Source organism: Moraxella sp. CTOTU47724 (genome assembly GCF_032014955.1).
GTDB lineage: Bacteria > Pseudomonadota > Gammaproteobacteria > Pseudomonadales > Moraxellaceae > Faucicola > Faucicola tetraodonis.
Window position 1 is genome coordinate 18,416 of record NZ_DALZSV010000021.1, and the last position, 20,292, is coordinate 38,707.

The window sequence follows — 20,292 nt, forward strand, 5'->3', positions numbered from 1 at the left end:
TTGTGGTGACAAACAAAAACCCCTTACATTGTGTAGGGGGTTTTTGTTTGTCAAAGATTAATAGACCAATTATTAGTTGTTAGCTAAGAATGAGCAATAAGGCAGCATTGTAGAACTGACTAAAGTACCAAATGGACTGAGGCGATTCGGTCTGATACCTTTGTTATCTTCGGTAATCACATCATCATCTAACACAGGTAGGTTAATATCACGTTCTTGAGAGAACTCACTACCATCAACTTTTGTCGTTACTCGAACCGTCGCTGTCATCCACTCGGCATACTCTTTGCCATAACGGATACTAAAGTCTAACTTACCTGTCGAATCTGTCTTCATAATTTGTGTACTGAGGATTTGCGTACCGTTCGGGGCTAAAACTGTAATCGGATTTAATGGTGTGAGCATACCATCGCCATTATAGTCTTCACCACTATCTAGTGTAGCATTTTTATTAAAATCTTCTGAAAGACAGCTGAAAGTACCACTCCATAGACTACCATTCATAAATGATTGGGTAATCCACTTAGCAGGTTGTTCTGGAATAGCATCCTTACCAACTGTGGTAATGGCGCCTGTCGTTGGATCTTTAACTTCAGGAATAGCAGCCACACCTGGTACTTTAGCGATAAATTGCCACATCCCCACACCATAGGTTTTTGGTACAACTGAGATGGAAACTTCTTGATTGACGGCAGGTTGACCGATGCTGTTATTGATAAAGATAGAGCCAGCGCGGATATAATAGATATTATCTGCCGTAGGTGCTACTTTGTCAGCAAAGGCAAAACCAATCCAAGCTGATAAATTTTGTACGGTAAAGCTGACATCTTGTGGTTGGTAATTTGGGGTTGTAGAAATTGGTAAAAGTTGATTATTTAACTTAATGTATTGAACGCGAGCCTGTACTTTTACGCCATTCACTGGTGTTGGTGTAGAGCCTGAAAAATAACTTATGATTGCATTACCTGCATCATCTGTGATTGCTGTGCCAGTGGATAGCTTGCCACTTGAAGCATCTTGAAGTAGTGTAAAGTCAACGATGGCATTTTTGACAGGCGCATCTTTGTCATCTCGAACTGTGGCAATAATTTTGGTTTCACCATTGGTACTGACAGTGGTATTGATAACTTGAGTTAATACTTTAGCTACCTTATCAGTGATAAAGGTAATATTTTTCTCAAGTTGTTTAGCGCCATTATATTCAACAGTTAGTGTAGCCACACCTGGAGAAATGGATTCTATATTATCAAATATAACTTTGCCACCTTGAGCTTTACTCTCAACTCGAGATTCGTACCGAATGTTATCAGTACCATCCGCATTTTTAGTGACAATCTTACGCCCACCTTTATTGGTAGTTAAATAAATGATTGTATCATTAGTCACGGTATCAGGTAGGTCAATGGTGATGGTGGCTGGTGTGTCAACTTTTACTTCATCACCTACGATACCATTTTGTGTGACGGTTAGGCTTAGATTACTTTCCGTCACTTTTGTTAATGAGCCTAAATTATAAGGTCGAGAGACAAGATTTGGATTATTAGCATCGATGATTCTAGCTTGTAAATTAAAATTAGTTGTAGCAGTTGGCAGTTGTGAACCGTTTAAGGTAAAAGTAAATTTACCATTGGTATCTGTTGTTACTGGTGTCACTGCTAAAGCAGTACCATCATTTAATAATTGGATTGATTGGTTGGCAATCGGCTTATCGTTACCATCAATTGCAACGCCAGATACAATAACGGTGTCACTAGCACTATCGGTAATGACAGATTTGGAGATGAAAGTATTTTTGATATTGGTACCTGTTACGGTAAAGTCTATCGTTTGCTCGACTTGCTGATAAACGCCATCATTCACAATGACTTTAACTTTAGCCGTATGGTCTAATTTTGAAATTAAACCGATGTCACTTTGAATAACATTAACTTGTACATAACCGTTGGCATCTGTGACAAGACTAGATGATTTGTCAAAAGTAATCCCTTTATCAAGACCTTCAGCAATTTGTATTTGAACAGGAATGCCCGCTTTAATACCACCTTTGGTATCTGTTACTTTGATGCCTAAAGTGGCAGTATCAGTGGCTGTTCTAAGCGTTGTTTTTGATGGGCTAACAAATAGCTTGTAGGCTTCAGTATTGGCATTGCTCGTCGCACCGCGTACCGTGGTGGTAGCTGCTGATGTGCCAGACTGGGCGTAGATAACTACACCGTTTTGCAAGGCAGTCGTTGCTTTGGCAAGGTCTTTGATTTCAACTTCAATGGTTGCTTCACCATTGGCGTTGGTATTGACAACCGCACCTGTATTATTGACCAAGCCAGAATCCGTTGGGACTTTAAAGCTGACTTGCGCATTTGGCACGACAGCGCCATTTTTATCCATCGCAAGTGCTGTGACTTTGACTTTTGAGCCAACAGCCAATTGAATTGCTGAATCACTGGTTAATAGCAATGTGTTGACGCTATTGGCTGTAATCGCTTCTTGGGTTCTTAAGGTAACCGTTGAGCTAGTGATAGCGCCGGCAGTTGCCTTAAATGATAGACCACTGGTTTGTAGATAATATTTTTGGTCTGGGGTGAGCGCACCGACTTTTAAGGTTAATACCGCTTCACCATTGGCATTGGTGGTTGCTTGAAGTGGGGTGGTATTAGTTATACCCGTTGCAGCTGCCGCATCCAATAGCGTAAAGCTGACAGGCATGTTCGCTAGGCTGAAATTTTTGGCATCACGCACTTGGGCAGTCACGTTGATTGTATCACCATTATTGGTAGTTAGCGTATTAACATCTGTAACCAAATTGACTTTAGCAATGTCATTCACCGTCGGTTGTGAGGCAGTTTTGGTGAGAGGCACATTGAGTGTTTGTGTTACATTACCGTTAGATACGGCTTTTACCATATAGCCACTTGCAATCAATTTTTCCGCTTTGTCTGGGTCTATCACGCGTAAGCGGATATAAGCCGTACCCTTAGGAATAATTACCGCTCGCTCGCCAATCATCGGCTCTACAGGTGCAGCGACTTCACTGGTCAATACTGTAGAAGGTGATAAGCTCACAATGCCAGTGGTTGTCGGGTCTGGTAGGTTGAATGTAACAGGCGCATTGGTAACAGCACCGTTTTGGGCATCGACTGTGTGAGCCATCACAATAAACTCATTGCCTTGGCTCAATACGACTGGCGTATTTGGGAAATTCTCTAAGACCACTTTATCAATGCTCACTTCATTGACGGCTTTGGCTTTTAGCGTGATTTCACCTGTGGCGCCACTTGGGGCAGTGACTTTAACTTTTAGACCATTTTGTAAATAGGCTTTTTGGCTAACGGTTAATAAGTTTTTGACTTCTAAATCGATACTGGCTTCGCCTTTCTCGTCCGTTTTCACGGTTGTACCCGTGATATTAAAGACATTAGTCAACGCTGGATCTGGAATGCTAAATGTCAAATCACTTGCAGCGACGCCGCCAAAGTTACCATTCAATGCAGAAGCAGTCACATGGACTTTAGAGCCTGCCATCATCAAAATATCATCTCTGTCAGCGGTGACAGCAATAGAGGTAATCACGCTATCAATCCCTGCATCTCTAGCAGTGAGTTTAATCGGATTAATTTGGGTGCCATTTGGTACTGTCGCGTTGACTACTAAACCATTAGTAAGTAGATAATCACGTTGGGTTTTTGATAAAGAGTCAATACGTAGCTTGATAACGGCTTTGCCTTGCGTATCGGTAGTAACCGTTGACCCTGACAAATTAGCAATACCCGTTGATTCCAACCCTGGCAATGAGAAAGTGACAGGCACTTTGCTTAATGGACCCTGATTGGCATCTGCTACCGTCGCAGCAATATCAAAGGTAGCACCCACGGTCAAATCGAAAATATTATTAGATAAACTACTACTCAATGCACCTTGTTTGACTAATGCAATGTTAGCTTCGACTGGCACGGCGGCAGGGTCAATGCCTTTTAGGGTGATATTGCCTTCAACGTCAGTTGGCGTCGTGTTCATGGTATTCTTAGACACCGCTTGGATGCTGATACCGTTTTGAATCAGGTAGTCTTTGGCAGCTGTCGATTTGACTTCTAGCTCAATCGTGGCTTCGCCGCTAGCATTGGTGGTGATATTTGAGGTATCAGAAACTGCATATACACCCGATACGGATGGGTTAGTTAACAGATTGAATTCAACAGGTGCGCCGCCAATACCAGTATTATTACCATTGAGGACTGACGCAGTCACGGTAAAGCGTTCGCCAATTTTGATATTAAATGGATTAACAGGGGAGGTTAATTTGACCGATCTGACATCAAGGCGTTTGACACTGGTATCTACGCCTTTTAATGTTAAGGCAGGTGCAGCTTTACCGTTGGATGTGGCATTGATGGTAAAACCGTTAAGTAATGCTTGTTTCTGCGCATCGGTGAGTGACTTAACTTCTAGAACAATAATCGCCTCACCTTTATCATCAGTCAGCACAGTGGATGATGATAAGCTTGCAACGCCAGTGGTTGCAAAATCTGGTAAATTAAATGTTACTGGAGCATTTTTAATAACACCACGCTGTGCATCTAGCACAGTAGCTTTAACTTTAACTTGGCTACCAATAACAAGGGGTATATTATCACTAGTTAAGGTTACACTGCTGACAGAGACTTCATTAGCTGCTTTTGCCGCAAGTTTAATATCACCCTGTTTACCATTTTGCGAGGTAACTGTGATATTTAGACCGCTGGTTAAGGCTTGTTTTTGAGCATCTGTTAGAGGTGACTTAACTTCCAAATCAATAACCGCTTCACCTTTCTCATCCGTTGTGATTGTAGAGCCACTGAGATTATAGACTCCTGTTAAGGATGGGTTAGGAATATTTACTGTTAATACCTGACCTTTTAGACCACCAAAATTTTTGTCCAGTGCAACCGCAGTTACTTTCACGTGACTACCGGCGGCCATAATAATGTTGTTGCTATCAGCAGTCACTGAAACTGTTTCCACCGTAGCAGGTGTAGCAACGTCCTTGGCTGAAATTTTTAATGGGGCGATGGTCGTGCCATTAGGTACAGTTGCTTTAACCACTAAACCATTGGTTGCTAGATAGCTACGTTGGGTAGCCGTTAATGATTTAATCTCTAGGTTAATTACTGCTTCACCATTAGAATTGGTAGTTACGGTAGAGCCTGACAGATTAGCAATACCTGTTTGATCAAGTGCAGGCAACACAAAGCTAACAGGTACACCGTCTAATTTACCGTTACTTGCATCTGCAATAACCGCAGTCACGCTAATTTTGTTACCTACTGCTAGCTCAAAGGGATTGACACTTGACACTAGTAATGCTTTGCTGACTTTTGCGACATTATTACTAACGGTTGGATCCACACCTAACACCGTAGTAGCACCTGTTACATCTACAGCAGTAGTACCTTGAGTGTTTTTAGCCGTGGCTTTGATAGTTACACCTTTGGTTAGTAGTAACTGTTTTGCCGCTTCTGATTTTACTTCAAGTTCAATACTGGCTTCACCTTTAGCATTGGTGATAATGTTAGAGGTGTCAGAAACCGAATAGATGCCTGTTAATGCTGGATCATCAAGGGTAAATTGAACCGGCGTACCCCCAATACCAGTGTTATTGCCATTCAGTACTGAAGCAGTCACAGTAAAGCGTTCGCCGATTTGTACGTTAAACTTGGTAACTGGGCTGGTGACTTTAACCGCTTTAACATCAAAGCGCGTGATCGGATCAACACCTTTTAAGGTTAATGGCGTGGCTTGTTTGCCATTTGAAGTGGCATTGATGGTAAAGCCACCCAATAACGCTTGTTTCTGTGCATCGGTCAATGATTGTACCTGCAGGGTGATGATAGCTTGACCTTGCGCGTTGGTAGAAACTGTAGAAGCAGATAAACTTGCTACACCATAACTTGCCAATGAAGGCAAGCTAAAGGTAACTGGTGCATTGGCAATGACGCCGTTTTGCGCGTCGTTTACGGTAGCTGTTACCGTGAATTGTGAGCCGACAGTTAATGGGATATTGTTAACATTTGAGGTCAAGGTAACGCTATTAGCGACTACGTCATTGACAGCTTTAGCAGTAAGTTGAATCTGACCAGTTTTGCCATTAGCCGATGTGACATTCACGATAAGACCGTTTGCCAATGCTTGTTTTTGGGCTGTAGTCAACGTTGATTTTACTTGTAAGGTGAGTGTGGCTTCACCTTTTGAATCAGTGGTAATCGTTGAGCCTGTAATATTGTACACGCCCGTAGTTGATGGGTCTGGAATTGTAACCGTTAGAGTTTGATTCGCCAAGCCACCAAAATTTTTGTCTAATGCCATGGCTGTGACTTTGACAGTACTGCCTGCAGCCATCAAGATATTATCACTATCCGCTATTACTGAAATTGAGTTAATATCAGTTTCGCTAGAAACTTGTTTTGCGTTAAGTTTTAGTGGACTGACTGGTGTGCCATTAGGTACAGAAGCATTAATTTGCAAACCATTTTTTAATAAGTAATCACGCTGCGTAGCATTAAGTGAACTAATTGATAAATTGATGGTTGCTTTACCTTCACTATCTGTCTTGACGGTTGAGCCTGACAGGTTAGCAATACCCGTTTGATCTAGTCCAGGCAAGGTAAATGTCACTGGTACGTTTGCTAACGCGCCTTGTCCCGAATCTACCACATTGGCAGTCACGGTAAAGGTATTGCCGACTGTTAAATCAAAGGTATTATTGGCAGCCGTCGTTGATAGACCAACTCGGGCGACTTTGGCGATATTACTGTCGACGGTTGGGTCTACGCCATATAGTTTTATGCTACCAGTGACAGGTACTGGGGTAGTGCCGGTTGTATTTTTTGCAGTGGCTGTGATATTAATGCCCTGTGACAATAGTTTGGCTTTAGCAGCTTCAGATTTTACTTCAAGCTCGATAGTCGCCTCGCCACTGGCATTTGTTACGACGTTAGAGGTATCGGAGACCGCATAAACACCTGTCGCACTTGGATCATCAAGTTTAAATTGGACAGGTACACCACCTAGACCAGTATTTGAACTATTTAACACTGAAGCAGTAACTGTGAATTTTTCACCAACTTGTACATCAAAATTGGGTTTTGGTGTCGTTAGATTGACCTTTTGCACATCTAGCTTAGTCGTTGTACTACCTTGCTCGACTCCCTTTAAATTAATAGTATTAGATGCAACACTACCTGTTCTCGCAGTTGAGTTAATGGTTAATCCAGTATTTAATAGATAACTTTTTTGTTCATCTGACAAGGATTTGAGCTCTAACTCTAAATTTGCTTCACCTCTGTCATTGGTTAACACACTTAAATTACCATTAGCAAAAATACCACTAAGAACTGAATTTCCAATATTAAAATCGATGGTCGTGTTCGGAATGATATTATTGTCTTTATCCACTGCTAATGCGGTAACATTAATTTTTGTACCTTTTACTAACGTGATATTTTGGCTATCGCTAATTAAGAGTAAATTAATCACAGTCACGGTAGGCGTTGGGGTCGTGGTATTAACATCGGTGCCTTTGAGGGTTTTACTTGTTGAAACTGTACCTACTGTAGTAGTCACAACCAAACCATTTTGTTTTAAATAGTTTTTTTGATCATTGGTCAAAGTCTTAATATCAAGTTTGATAACCGCTTTACCCGTGTCATCAGTGACTAACTTTGGACCAATTCCACTATAAACGCCTGTTAAGCTTGGGTCTGTAATCTGAACGCTTACAGGTACACTAGCAACACCGATATTATTACTGTTTAAGGCGTAGACAGTTAACTCTACACTATCGCCAATATTCATATAAAAGTCAGAACTGGTACTGACTAATTGAACTTTCTTCACACTGGCAAGATTGGTCGTAGTGGTCGAATCTGGGTCGGTGATTGGGTCAGTGACACTGACCGTACCTGTTTTTACAGGCGGCGGCAATGTATCATTACCGCCACCACCGCCACAACCAGCGAGGGCAAGTGCGGTCGTCAATGCAGAGAGTTGAAAGGACTTGATTAGGTTGGTAGAGATAGCCATAAAGTTATCCTAGAGAAAGTAAGTAAGGCTGCTAAATAAATCGATAGAAATAAATAGAATCAGAAAAAATTACCAATTTTTCGATGAGCAGAAAATGTTACGTGATTGATGCTAAAATATAATTTTTGATGCTGTCTACTTTACTAAGTTTGCACAAAAGTTACAACAAATTCTAATCATAATTTGATGAATTTAATCGAAGTGAAATGGTAAGGTATCAACAAGATTTCTAAATTTAACGCTATTTTTTTAGAGGGTGTATAAAGAAGTTGCCCTGCAGCTACGATATTGCTAAAAGCTCACTAACCACCCCAATGCTAAAAAATGCAAATTAAGTGACAAAATATGCTGTCAAAAAATCCTTCAACGCCTTGTAATATCATTGACCATATATCGTTATATCATTTTTGGGCAAACGCTCTGCCGCCATTGCTACCGATAGTCGCAGATGGGTCACACGTATCAATTTGTTATCTAAAAAAAGTCGTGCCTGAGCTATTAAAAGTCGTGCTTTATCAGTTATCGGCAAAAATTCAGCAAAATCCGTCATTAATCCATCAAAATTTGGCACAGGTAACAGATAAAAATAGTTTTACCTCCGAATTTTTCACTACTTTAGTTACAAAAAATTTCACTGAAAACGGCATTAATTTTGTAACCCTAAAACAACTGTCTAAAAATAGCCCATCGATTTTTGAGCAGTGGTTTGATGATGAAACCCAAAAAACCATGATTGCCGGCGTGCTACTGGAAAAAACCCATCTACCCTTAGATAACCTGTTAACTATTTGGCAGACTATCACTGCATTGGCGGTGATAAATTTGGCAGATACGATAAGTTCGCTACAAAACACCATAGACTCAGCGCAGATTACTGAGTGGCTTGTGATGCAGCCGGTTTTTTTTATGTCGCCAGAAGATACGGGGCTGATAAATGCACTGGGTTTTAGGCGCGCTGGCAGTTTTCAAGCAATACAACAACAGCAATTAAAATGGTCAAAAATTCAAAATGTTGCGGACTTGCCTGCCTATCAACAGCATATTATTCAGCAAATGGCTATTTATAAAGCTTATAAAGCGTCCAATTTTTTCAACATTGCCCCAATGACCATCCCACAGGCTCACTTCAATCGACAGGTGATTTCAAACGGTAACCGCCAAATAAATAAAGCGGTGACGTCAAACACACAAACAGCGCTTTCAATCAGCGATATTTTTGCCAAACCGCAAGTTCGCAAACCCAGTCATTGGATAGATAAGTTACAAAAAAATTGGATTGCGACCGCCACTGTATTATCTGTCGCCGTTTTTGGCGGAATAGGCGCGTTGGTGAGCGTCAAAGATAAGCCTGCCGCCACTCAACCCTCGGCAAAAATGTCAGTGGCACACCTGGTTTATCACGATGTGGCGATAGTAAAAGTCGCCTCTGTAGCAGATATGACTAATCCGATAACAATGACTGAGCGTGGCAAAAAAGCAGCTATTTCTGAATTACAAGAGAATAATAAACCACGAGATAATCACAAATCACAAGATAATAAGCATTCAGCGCAAGCTGAAAAAGCACGAGATACGAAAAAATCTGACAAAAAGCAGCCTAACAAAGACCGCAAAAAAACAAACAGCCCTGATTTTGGCAATGACTCTAATGCTGACTCTAAAAAAGATGTTAAAAAAGCTAACTTAGCGACCAAAGGCGACAAGCAATCCTCTGAAAAAGCCGCTAGCACTAGCAAAAAATCAGCGGCTAACGATAAAACTGTAAAACAAAAAGCGCAGAAAGCCTCATCACCAACAACCGCCACTGACAAAAAATCCGCTAAAAAGCCTGACAAAAAGGCAAATAACACGATGGATAATAAGGCAGATGACAAAGCGAATAACAAAGTAAACAATAAGGCGAATAACAAACCTAGCAATAAATCCAAAACTCATTAATACCTTTATTAAAACGACATAAACTGACGTATTATTTGTCGGTGTACTTGGCTTGCGAATATTTTCATGTCGTTTTTTGGCTAAAACTGCTATGATGCACAAGTTTTTCGACGCTTCAATTATCGGTTTTTGACGTTTTTTTAAGGCACTCTCAAGACTGTTCGAGGAAATCATGAGCGCAGCGACTGCATCTATCAATACTTTTACTATTACTGCCCCTGATGATTGGCATATTCATTTACGGGATGGGCAGGCGCTTGCCACGACGGTGCCACATGCCGCTGCCAATTTTCGCCGCGCCATTTGTATGCCAAATTTGGTGCCACCCGTCAAAACAGCCGCTGATGCTATCGCTTATCGTGAGCGTATTTTGGCGCAAGTGCCCAATGACAGTATCTCCCAGCAATTTGAGCCATTGATGACGCTTTACTTAACCGAGTCACTGACGGCAGAAGACATCGAAACCGCTGTTGATTCCGGTGTAGTAAAAGCAGTCAAGTTATATCCTGCAGGTGCGACCACCAATTCTGCGGATGGTGTGACCAATATCAATAACTGCACCGATGTATTTGCCAAGATGGAAGCGTTGGGTTTGCCGCTGTTGGTTCATGGCGAAGTGACGCACCATCATATTGATATTTTCGACCGTGAAAAACGCTTTATTGATGAAGTGATGGTCAATCTGATTGATAAATTTCCAAAATTAAAAATCGTCTTTGAGCATATCACCACCAGTGATGCCGCTGACTTTGTGTTGTCACAGGGCAAAAATGTCGCAGCGACGATTACCCCGCAGCATTTATTGTTTAATCGTAATCACCTACTGGTGGGCGGAATTAAACCGCATTTTTATTGCTTGCCGATTTTAAAACGCCAAAGTCACCAAAAAGTATTACTTGATGTGGCAACCAGTGGTAATCCCAAATTCTTTATTGGCACTGACTCTGCGCCCCACGCGACGCATACCAAGGAAAATGCTTGCGGTTGTGCAGGCTGTTACAGTGCATCGATTGCGCTGCCTTTGTATGCACAAGCCTTTGACAGCGTGGGCAAACTTGATAAGTTAGAAGGCTTTACCAGTATTCACGGGGCAAAATTTTATGGCTTACCTATCAATAGTGATAAAGTGACCTTGGTGCGTGAAGCCTGGCAAGTCCCCGAGCATTACCCTTATCTTGACGGTAAAGATTTGACCCCGCTGATGGCTGGACAAACGCTGGACTGGAAAGTGATGCCATTTAATTTAGCCGTATGATTTTTAATCCTTTATTTTTTCTGTTTTTTCCGCAAGGTAACGTATGACCGCCACAACTGAATCGATGACTATTGCCAACCGTTTTCGCAATTACTTGCCCGTGGTGGTGGATGTAGAGACAGCAGGGTTCAATCCAAAAACCGATGCCTTGCTTGAGATTGCCTGTATTCCAATTTTGATGGATGATACCGGGCTTTTTTACCCAGGTGAAGCGGTCAATGCCCATATTGAGCCGTTTGAAGGGGCAAATCTTGAAGCGCGTGCCCTGCAATTCACCGGCATTAATCCCCACAGCCCGATGCGAAAAGCCATTGCCGAAGATGAAAAAACCGCCATTCGCCGTATTTTTAAATACTTAAAAACGGTGCGTCAATCGACCCAATGTACCAAGTGCATTTTGGTAGGGCATAATGCGCATTTTGACTTGGGCTTTTTAAATGCTTTAATTGAGCGTACCAATAGCAAAAATCAAAGCCAATTTCACCAGTTTTCCGTGTTAGATACCGTCACCTTATCCGCGCTTGCGTTTGGTCAAACGGTACTGGCGAGAGCGTGCAAACTCGCTGGACTAGAATTTGATGGCAATGAAGCGCATTCTGCCTTATATGACACCCAAAAAACGGCTGAATTATTTTGTTATATCTTAAACAATTATCCGCTGCTGACACCAAACTTGGCGACCGATGAGGCTAATGATGAGGAGCATGATGAGCGTCAGGATAGCGATGACGAGGTCGTACTAGTGCCATCTGACGACCCAACGGATGGCTAAATTTTTTTAAATACTGTGATTGGGATATTTAACCTTGTTTAACATCCAAATCACGGCATTCATCCAAGTCTTTAAACTTTAACTGCCACAAATATCAGTATCATGAATATAATCAGCGCCGCAGTCGCAAGCGCCATTTTTTTGCCATAGCTAGTATCCTCGCGTTGGGTTTGCTTGAGTAATGACAGGGTGGCAATACCTTGTGAAATTCGTATGGCATCAGGGTGACCATGTGCCGCAGCCAGCTCTAGCCAGTATTTGCCCATCTCTCTATCTTGCTCGACCCCATGTCCTGCATAGTAGAGTTTACTGAGTAATTTCTCCGCGCGATTGTCTTGTTGCGAGGCTGCTTGTTGCAACAATAGCAAAGCTTGTTGGGAGTTTTGAGAAATCTTGAGTAAGTGATTGCCTTCAAATAGCCACAGCGCTCGACGCAGCAATGCATCAGCAAGACCATTCTCGGCAAATTCATCAATTAATTGTACGGCTTTTGCCAAATTGTCTGCTGATATAGTGTTTTCGACTATATTTTCTGCTGCTACATTGTCTTCGAGTACATTATTTTCTAATGCATTGATTTCTAATAAATTATTTTCCGATGCATTGCCACTTGATTGCGCTGCTTGAATCAGCGCAACCGCTTTTTCATACATTGCTCGGTTTTGCTCTGTCAGATTTGACTCAAGCCATTGAATGGTCTGCAAATCCTGTGCAAGCTCGCCAAAAATCGCATGTTTGTTGACCACTGCCTGTGATTCGGCAATGGATTTGCGCTGATTGAGCAGTCCTTCATGCAGTGTGGGATTGAGTAGCGCGGCTTCAACTTCTGCCTGATAGCGCGCAACTTCCTTTGCTTGGCGTTGCTGTTCTTGTTGTTGTTTTTGCTGTTCAATCTGTTTGGCTTGGGCTCTTGCTTGCGCAATGACTTGGCGATTTGAGCGTGCTTTTGATGGGATTTTGCTAGTTAGCGATTGAGAAGTAAGGGGATTGTTGAGCGAAGTGGGCGGCATAGATGACGCTGTTTGTTGAGCCACATGCACAGATTTATCAGTAGCAGGGGTGACATTTTCTGATAGCGCTTTATGATCATTGGACGTATCCATGATATTGGGTGCATCAATCACCGGGGTGATTTGCATTACTGTTTGGCTAAAATCTGGCACCTCGGCAAAGTCAAACCGATAAATTTGCGGCAATGCCACACCGTCATCGGCTGTCATCTCATTGGGATATTTACGATCAATCAGCGGATTGTCTTCATCGGTGATAAATTTGGGATGAGAGAAGCGAGATGCAATCATGGTGTTGGATAAATGTTGATAGTGATGTCATTATAGAGGACAAATAACCGAAAGTAAAAAAACCAAAATCATAAAAAACCATAAAAAAGGACAGCATCACTGTCCTTTATTATTGTCTTTTTCCACTGTCCTTTTAATGGCAATTTAACGCTGACTTGATTGTAATAGCGCTGTTATTTTGCAGGTGTTATTGGGCAATGGCTACAGGCGTTTTTGATTGTAATTCTTCAAACGTGACACCGTCTGCCAGCTCAACCAGTTTTAGACCGCTATCGGTCACATCCATGATAGCTAAATCAGAGATGATACGATTCACCACTTTTTTGCCTGTCAGGGGTAGCGTACATTCAGCCAATACTTTTGGCTCGCCATGTTTGTTGGTATGTTCCATCAATACAATGACGCGTTGAACGCCTGCGACCAAGTCCATCGCGCCGCCCATGCCTTTAACCATCTTGCCAGGAATCATCCAGTTGGCAAGATCGCCATTGTCTGAAACTTCCATCGCTCCTAAGATGGCAAGGTTGACTTTGCCGCCACGAATCATGGCAAATGATTGTGAGCTTGAAAAAAAGCTCGCACCAGTCGCTGTGGTGACGGTTTGTTTACCGGCATTGATTAAATCTGGGTCAACTTTATCGGGTGTTGGGAATTCATCAATTCCAAGCAGCCCATTTTCTGATTGTAGCCAAACGTTGACGCCTTCTGGAATATAGTTCGCCACTAAGGTCGGTAAACCGATACCTAAATTGACATAAAAGCCGTCCTGTAGTTCTTTTGCGGCTCTTTGTGCCATTTGTTCACGAGTCCATGCCATGGTAATCTCCTTATATCCTAGTTTGTCTGTTCTTTGGTCGTCACTTTTTCGATGCGTTTTTCTGGGTTGGCATTGACCACGATGCGATGCACATAAATACCCGGCAAATGAATTTGGTCGGGGTCTAGCTCGCCAGTTTCCACCAATTGCTCAACTTCGACAATGGTGACTTTACCTGCAGTGGCGACATCTGGGTTAAAGTTACGCGCCGTTTTGTTGAACATCAAGTTGCCCGCTTTATCCGCTTTTTGGGCTTTGACCAGTGCCACATCAGCGACTAATGAGCGCTCAAGGATATATTGACGACCGTCAAATTCACGTTCTTCTTTACCCTCAGCAATTTGGGTGCCTACGCCAGTTGCGGTAAAGAACGCAGGGATGCCCGCACCCCCTGCACGCAATTTTTCTGCCAGCGTCCCTTGTGGGGTCAATTCCACTTCCAATTCACCCGATAAAAACTGACGTTCGAATTCTTTGTTTTCACCGACATACGACGCAATCATTTTTTTGACTTGGCGAGTCTCTAGCAATAATCCTAAACCAAAACCATCGACACCAGCGTTATTGCTGATACAGGTCAAATCTTTAACGCCGCTATCTCGCAAGGCTTCAATCAAAGCTTCGGGGATACCACACAGACCGAAACCACCCACCGCAATCGTTTGTCCATCTTTGATGACGCCTTCAAGTGCCGTAGCTGCACTGTCATATACTTTGCTGGTCATACATTCACTCCTTGTCGCTAACCAATGTTGTTAATATCATTTACCAAAAATAAAAATTACGCTCAAACCTAAAAATTCCAAAACGAAACAAATTGTATCATTATAGAATTTATATAACAAATTTTGTCTTAAGTAAATCACATTGCATGAATTTTTGCAAAAAGTAAACCCAGTTTTTCGCAAAAATAGGGCATAAAAAAAGGCATACTAGGGATGCCTTAAATTTAACAATTTTTAACAGTCAATTTTTTATCCATCTTCTAGTCATCATTGGCAGAGCGGGTGATGCGTTTGGCGTTCGAATTGACCGTCTTGGCTTGTCCGTCTATGGTCGTGCCAAATTTACCGCCGTTGTTATTTTTGCTACCAAAGCCCCCAAATGGACTTTGTCCACCCATACCACCAAATGGATTCTGACTGCCAAACGGGTTTTGTCCACCCATGCCGCCAAGACCCCCTAAGCCACCCATTTTTGAGGGATCCATACCGCCCATTTTGCTTGCCATCATTTGCATCAATTTTTCTGGGTTTTTAGTGGCATAGTCTTTGGCAAAAGCTTTAAACTTATTTTGTACCGCAGGTAATAACACAATAAGTGCCGCAATATCACTCAAAATACCGGGCAGTACCAATAAGATACCTGCCACCGCAAAAGCAATCGCTTTCACCACGGAATTTTCATTGGGACGCATGGCAGGGTTAAGCATGGCGGCTTGCGCTTGCCCAGCCATCGGTTTTAAGGTGGCTATGCCTTTTTTAATGAGGGCTGCACCCACAAAGCCGGCTACGACAAACCATAAAAACACCCACCAGCCACTGACAAATTGTGCGATTAAATACCAAACCAGCATCTCAATAATCAACCAGACAATGGCAATCCCAACTATATTTCCCATGAAAATACGATTCCTAAATTGTGAATAAACTATAAAGAACAAATGATGAATCATTAACCAATGCAATAATGATGGGGGTAATGCATAAAACTATCAAATAGTTTTTTGAAATTCAGCAATTTTTTCGTTAAATTTTTGATAAATGCTATAATTTGACGGCATTTTTAGCTTCGACTAAATTTTTAGCAAAATTTTTTTGTGGGTATCTTTTTTTATGAGCATGTTTTACGAGCATTTTTTATGAGCATCTTTATTGGTATTGACCCAGGCTCGCGTCTGACAGGCTATGGCATCATTCGGTTGAGTGGGGATAAACTTGAACATTTGGATGCAGGCACGATTCATGCTTACAGCCAAGGGGAAACCATGCCCGAGCGGTTAAAGCGGATATTTGATGGGATTAGCCGTATTGTTGAGCATTATCAAAAATACACCAATGAACCCATGACCGCCGCCATCGAGCAAGTATTTATGGCATCAAACCCCGACACCGCGCTTAAGCTCGGGCAGGCGCGGGGTGCAGCGATTGCCGCCATGGTTGCCAAAGATTTGCAAGTAGCTGAGTATACCGCACGGCAAATCAAACAAGCGGTATGTGGCTATGGCGCGGCAGATAAAGAGCAGATTCAGCTTATGGTGATGCGCTTGTTGAGCCTTGAGATACAGCCGCAAGCAGATGCGGCAGATGGCTTGGCGTGTGCGATTTGTCATGCCTATCATAGTCAGACACTGAATAAATTGCTCGGCGGCGCAGCGGTAATCGGTGGTCAAAGCGCAGGTGGACGCTCAAAGAAAAAGGGGCGCTGGCGCTTGACCGAAGTTGATTTGGGTAATTTAAGTTAAAAGGCAGGTTAAAAGTTAGGTTAAAAGGCAGGGGGTAAACGAATCTCAAGAAAATTTTTATATCCAACAAGGCTTTTGACGGCTTTAGACTTCTTTGTCAGCACAAAAATCGCTACAATGGCATCTTTTGAAAATTGAACACAAGAAGTACCTCATGAGCCAACTAGCTACTGCAACTTTATTGATTAAATGCCAAGACCGCGCAGGCATTGTGCAAGCTGTATCCGAATTTTTTTATCGTTATGGCGCCAATATTATTACCCTTGACCAATACTCGACTGAGCCCGAAGGCGGTCAATATTTTATGCGCCTTGAAATGGCTATCAATGATTTAGACAATATCATCGACAACATGAAAGGCAGCTTTGAGCATACCGTCGCTCGCATCTATCAAATGGAATGGAAACTATTTGACAACAGCAAACGTAAAAAAGTAGCGATTTTGGTGTCCAAATACGACCATGCGCTACTTGATTTACTATGGCGCTGGCAACAAGGACAACTAGATTGTGAGATTACCTGTGTCGTCAGTAATCACCATGATTTGCGCCAAGCGGTAGAAAATTTTGGTGTGCCATTTCATCAAGTGACTGTGAGCAAAGACAATAAAGTACAAGCAGAAGCCGAGATTCAAGCGCTGGTCAAAGACTGTGATTTGTTGGTGCTGGCGCGCTATATGCAGATTTTATCGGCTGAATTTACCGCCGCCTGGCACATGAAAATTATCAATATTCATCACTCATTCTTGCCAGCCTTTGTCGGTGCTGATCCATACCGCCAAGCCTATGAAAAAGGCGTCAAACTGATTGGTGCCACCGCGCATTATGTCACAGCCGACCTTGACCAAGGACCGATTATTGAGCAAGACGTGCACCGTGTCAGCCATCGCCACCATGTGGCAGAATTGCGGGCGATTGGGCAAGATGTCGAGCGTAGTGTGCTGACCCGTGCCGTGCGTTGGCATCTACAAAACCGTGTGATTGTCACAGGCAATAAAACGGTGGTATTTAACTAATTTTTCATCTGTTATGTGTTGTCATTGCAGCTTATCTTGTTATTAGGGCGTAGTTTTTACGCCCCTCTTCCGACTATAAAAATAATCTACCTGTGGTAGTCCTATGCCGTTATCAAAGTCGCCAGCGCCACGATCCAACACTCGTATGACCCACTATAAAACCTTGGGCTTACTGCTCACCTTATACTTGGCTCAAGGCTTGCCCGCAGGATTTATCACCCAAGCCTTGCCAGCGATTTTACGTGAATACAAAGTCTCACTGGTTGCCATTGGTTGGTCGGGGCTGATTTTGGTACCTTGGGGGCTTAAATTCCTGTGGGCTACTGTCGTGGACGGCTATTATTCACAGAAAATCGGACGCGCCAAAAGCTGGATTTTGCCGATGCAAGGGCTATCGATTGTCATACTGATTGCGGTGGCATTTTTTGAACCGCATAATTTGGCACAAACCAGTTCGGTGATGACATTGTATGGGATGTTATTTACCTTAAGCCTCATTGGGGCGACACACGATGTGGCGACCGATGGGCTAGCAACCCGTTTGCTTAAAGCGGCTATGGCGCCCAAAGAACCGCTGACCCATGATATGCCTGTGCCTAATCTTGATTCGGTGAATCAAACGACCAATCACCATCATCGCCAAAGCCAAGGCAATGCCGTACAAGTCATCGGCTATCGGCTGGGGCTGATTATCGGTGGCGGTGTTTTACTGATGCTGTTAGAACAATGGGGCTGGCGTAATAGTTTTCTTGCCATGGCGGCTTTGGTGGCAATGAATACCGTGCCCATTGTGTTTTTTAAAGAGCACGCCAACACCTCGGTTATACCTTCCAAAAAACAAGTACAGGCAGAAAAATCTGGCAGTTTTAAGGCACTAAAAAATTACCTGAGCCACCATTATCAATATTTTTGGTCATCGCGGGAGATGCTGGCTTGGCTAGGGGTGTTATTGACCTATAAAATTGCTGATGGCATTTCAAGCGGTATGGTCAAACCGATGATGGTTGATGTTGGACTCAACTTGCAGCAAATTGGCTTTTGGGCAACTATTTTGGGCTCGGCTGCCTCAGTCGCTGGGGCAGGGGTCGCCACAATTTTGATGAAACGACTCACTCGCTTTACGTCACTGCTATATTTTAATCTTGCTCAAGCGCTGACCACAGGGTTGTATGGGTTGGTAGCTTATGGGTTTTATCATCAGTTACTGACTGATTTTTTGTGGCTCTATGTCGTCAATGCACTGGAGCATTTTTGTGCATCGTTGGCGCTGATTGCGATGCTCACGACCATTATGCATTATTCACGCCCTGCCAATGCGGGGAGTGATTTTACCGTGCAGGTTTGTCTATTGACGGTGTTGGGCGGCTCAGCGCATTTTGCCAGCGGCTATATGGCGCATTTTTTGGGCTATCAATGGCATTTTTGGGTGAGTATGCTAATTGGTTTTGTTTGTCTTACACCAATAATTTACTGGCATAAATTACAAAGTAATGAGAAATAATTTCATTTTTAATTGATTTTTGATATTTTTGACCATATTATCTATTTATATGATAAATTAGAAAATATAGATAGAGCGGAGGGGATATGGCAAAAACATTTTGGCTGAACCAAAAATTTAATATCAATTTACCCATTTGGACGTTATTGTCGCCAAGTATCGCCGCTTTAGTGCTTGCGGTGCATTTGATTTGGCATCCTTCGGGTATCATCATGAATACCGTGACGGCGATTTTTTTGATGGGGTCAGTTTTTGCTGCTGTGCATCACGCTGAGGTGATTGCTCACAAAGTGGGTGAGCCTTTTGGTACGTTGGTTTTGGCATTGGCGGTCACTGTAATTGAAGTGGCACTTATTTTGGCACTCATGAGTAGTAGTACACCCACCGATGCGGCGGTGCTTGCCCGTGATACGGTATTTGCAGCAGTGATGCTGATTTGTAACGGGATTATTGGTATTTGCCTGTTAATTGGTGGTATCAAAAATTATGTACAGCGTTATAGTTTGCATGGCAGTAAAGCGGCAATTAGTGTGTTATTGGCGATTGCATTAATCGTATTTATTTTACCCAATTTTACCACCTCTGCTGCAGGCGGTTTCATGATTGGCGCTCAGCTGCTGTTTGTAGCGATTTGCTGTTTGATTTTGTATGCCGCATTTATCTTTACCCAAACCATTCGTCACCGTGATTATTTTATTGCCGACGGTGTAGATGATCAGCATCACAGTGATAATACGCTAACCACGGCGATGAGTGTGGGATTTTTGTTTTTCAGTTTGGTGACGGTCGTGGGTCTTGCTAAGATGTTGTCGCCTGCGATGGAAGCGGCGCTGCTGGCGATGGGTATGCCAAAAATCGTGTTAGGGATTATCATTGCTGCCTTGGTACTGTTGCCTGAATCTATTGCCGCGTTAAAAGCTGCCTACAACGACCAGCTGCAAAACAGTTTAAATTTGGCGTTAGGCTCGGCTTTGGCGTCCATTTCGTTGACAATTCCTGTTATCGCGCTTTATTCAATCTTCACAGCAACGCCCGTCATGTTTGGGTTGTCCGCCAAAGAAGGGCTAATGCTGGTCATTACGCTGATGATAACCATCAATACTTTAAGTACCGGGCGCACCACTTTTTTACATGGCATCATCCATTTGGTCATGTTAGCCACTTTTGTGTTTTTCTC

At 42.8% G+C, this 20,292-nt stretch carries 12 protein-coding genes; 7 read left to right on the forward strand and 5 right to left on the reverse strand.

Translation table 11 applies throughout. From position 1 onward, the window contains the following. Window positions 1-72: 72 nt before the first annotated feature. Window positions 73-8,052 (reverse strand): beta strand repeat-containing protein, encoded by a 7,980-nt coding sequence (locus RTR63_RS06150; protein ID WP_312523263.1) that lies wholly within the window; start codon window positions 8,050-8,052, stop codon window positions 73-75. 345 nt (window positions 8,053-8,397) lie between these two features. On the opposite strand from RTR63_RS06150, the gene RTR63_RS06155 reads away from it, so the two are divergent. From RTR63_RS06155 to rnt, 3 genes are all read left to right on the forward strand, one after another. Next, window positions 8,398-9,990: a hypothetical protein gene (locus RTR63_RS06155; RefSeq protein WP_312523265.1), complete on the forward strand. Its 1,593-nt coding sequence runs from the start codon at window positions 8,398-8,400 to the stop codon at window positions 9,988-9,990. A gap of 172 nt (window positions 9,991-10,162) precedes the next feature. Next, window positions 10,163-11,245, forward strand: coding sequence for a dihydroorotase (gene pyrC / locus RTR63_RS06160; protein WP_312523266.1), 1,083 nt, complete (start codon window positions 10,163-10,165; stop codon window positions 11,243-11,245). 43 nt (window positions 11,246-11,288) lie between these two features. Then, window positions 11,289-12,017 (forward strand): ribonuclease T, encoded by a 729-nt coding sequence (gene rnt / locus RTR63_RS06165; protein ID WP_312523268.1) that lies wholly within the window; start codon window positions 11,289-11,291, stop codon window positions 12,015-12,017. Window positions 12,018-12,088: 71 nt separating this feature from the next. Here the strand turns inward: rnt and RTR63_RS06170 are convergent, their stop codons facing one another. The 4 genes from RTR63_RS06170 to RTR63_RS06185 form a co-directional block, all read right to left on the reverse strand. Next, window positions 12,089-13,318 carry an SEL1-like repeat protein gene (locus RTR63_RS06170; protein ID WP_312523270.1) on the reverse strand — a complete coding sequence of 410 codons (1,230 nt, stop codon included), beginning with the start codon at window positions 13,316-13,318 and terminating at the stop codon, window positions 12,089-12,091. A gap of 187 nt (window positions 13,319-13,505) precedes the next feature. Beyond that, window positions 13,506-14,135, reverse strand: a complete 630-nt coding sequence (locus RTR63_RS06175) for a 3-oxoacid CoA-transferase subunit B (protein WP_239742802.1) — start codon at window positions 14,133-14,135, stop codon at window positions 13,506-13,508. 17 nt (window positions 14,136-14,152) lie between these two features. Continuing rightward, the gene (locus RTR63_RS06180) at window positions 14,153-14,860 is read right to left on the reverse strand and encodes a CoA transferase subunit A (protein WP_312523272.1); all 708 of its coding nucleotides are present in this window, start codon (window positions 14,858-14,860) and stop codon (window positions 14,153-14,155) included. 260 nt (window positions 14,861-15,120) lie between these two features. Next, entirely contained in the window at window positions 15,121-15,756 is a 636-nt protein-coding gene (locus RTR63_RS06185) for an FxsA family protein (RefSeq protein WP_312523274.1), read from the reverse strand. Window positions 15,757-15,996: 240 nt separating this feature from the next. On the opposite strand from RTR63_RS06185, the gene ruvC reads away from it, so the two are divergent. From ruvC to RTR63_RS06205, 4 genes are all read left to right on the forward strand, one after another. Further along, a complete protein-coding gene (gene ruvC / locus RTR63_RS06190; protein WP_159375000.1) occupies window positions 15,997-16,599 on the forward strand; it encodes a crossover junction endodeoxyribonuclease RuvC in 603 nt (200 codons plus the stop codon). A gap of 154 nt (window positions 16,600-16,753) precedes the next feature. Then, entirely contained in the window at window positions 16,754-17,614 is an 861-nt protein-coding gene (purU, locus tag RTR63_RS06195; protein ID WP_312523277.1) for a formyltetrahydrofolate deformylase, read from the forward strand. 103 nt (window positions 17,615-17,717) lie between these two features. Then, window positions 17,718-19,115 (forward strand): MFS transporter, encoded by a 1,398-nt coding sequence (locus tag RTR63_RS06200; protein WP_312523280.1) that lies wholly within the window; start codon window positions 17,718-17,720, stop codon window positions 19,113-19,115. 86 nt (window positions 19,116-19,201) lie between these two features. Next, the coding region (locus RTR63_RS06205; RefSeq protein ID WP_312523282.1) for a calcium:cation antiporter at window positions 19,202-20,292 on the forward strand (1,091 nt) is incomplete at its 3' end.

Bases quoted from the DNA above. Each gene is read 5' to 3' on its own strand.
- RTR63_RS06200 (WP_312523280.1), top strand. From the start codon at position 17,718: ATGCCGTTATCAAAGTCGCCAGCGCCACGATCCAACACTCGTATGACC.
- ruvC (WP_159375000.1), top strand. From the start codon at position 15,997: ATGAGCATCTTTATTGGTATTGACCCAGGCTCGCGTCTGACAGGCTAT.
- RTR63_RS06150 (WP_312523263.1), bottom strand. From the start codon at position 8,052: ATGGCTATCTCTACCAACCTAATCAAGTCCTTTCAACTCTCTGCATTG.
- RTR63_RS06180 (WP_312523272.1), bottom strand. From the start codon at position 14,860: ATGACCAGCAAAGTATATGACAGTGCAGCTACGGCACTTGAAGGCGTC.
- RTR63_RS06185 (WP_312523274.1), bottom strand. From the start codon at position 15,756: ATGGGAAATATAGTTGGGATTGCCATTGTCTGGTTGATTATTGAGATG.
- rnt (WP_312523268.1), top strand. From the start codon at position 11,289: ATGACCGCCACAACTGAATCGATGACTATTGCCAACCGTTTTCGCAAT.
- RTR63_RS06155 (WP_312523265.1), top strand. From the start codon at position 8,398: ATGCTGTCAAAAAATCCTTCAACGCCTTGTAATATCATTGACCATATA.
- RTR63_RS06170 (WP_312523270.1), bottom strand. From the start codon at position 13,318: ATGATTGCATCTCGCTTCTCTCATCCCAAATTTATCACCGATGAAGAC.
- purU (WP_312523277.1), top strand. From the start codon at position 16,754: ATGAGCCAACTAGCTACTGCAACTTTATTGATTAAATGCCAAGACCGC.
- RTR63_RS06175 (WP_239742802.1), bottom strand. From the start codon at position 14,135: ATGGCATGGACTCGTGAACAAATGGCACAAAGAGCCGCAAAAGAACTA.
- pyrC (WP_312523266.1), top strand. From the start codon at position 10,163: ATGAGCGCAGCGACTGCATCTATCAATACTTTTACTATTACTGCCCCT.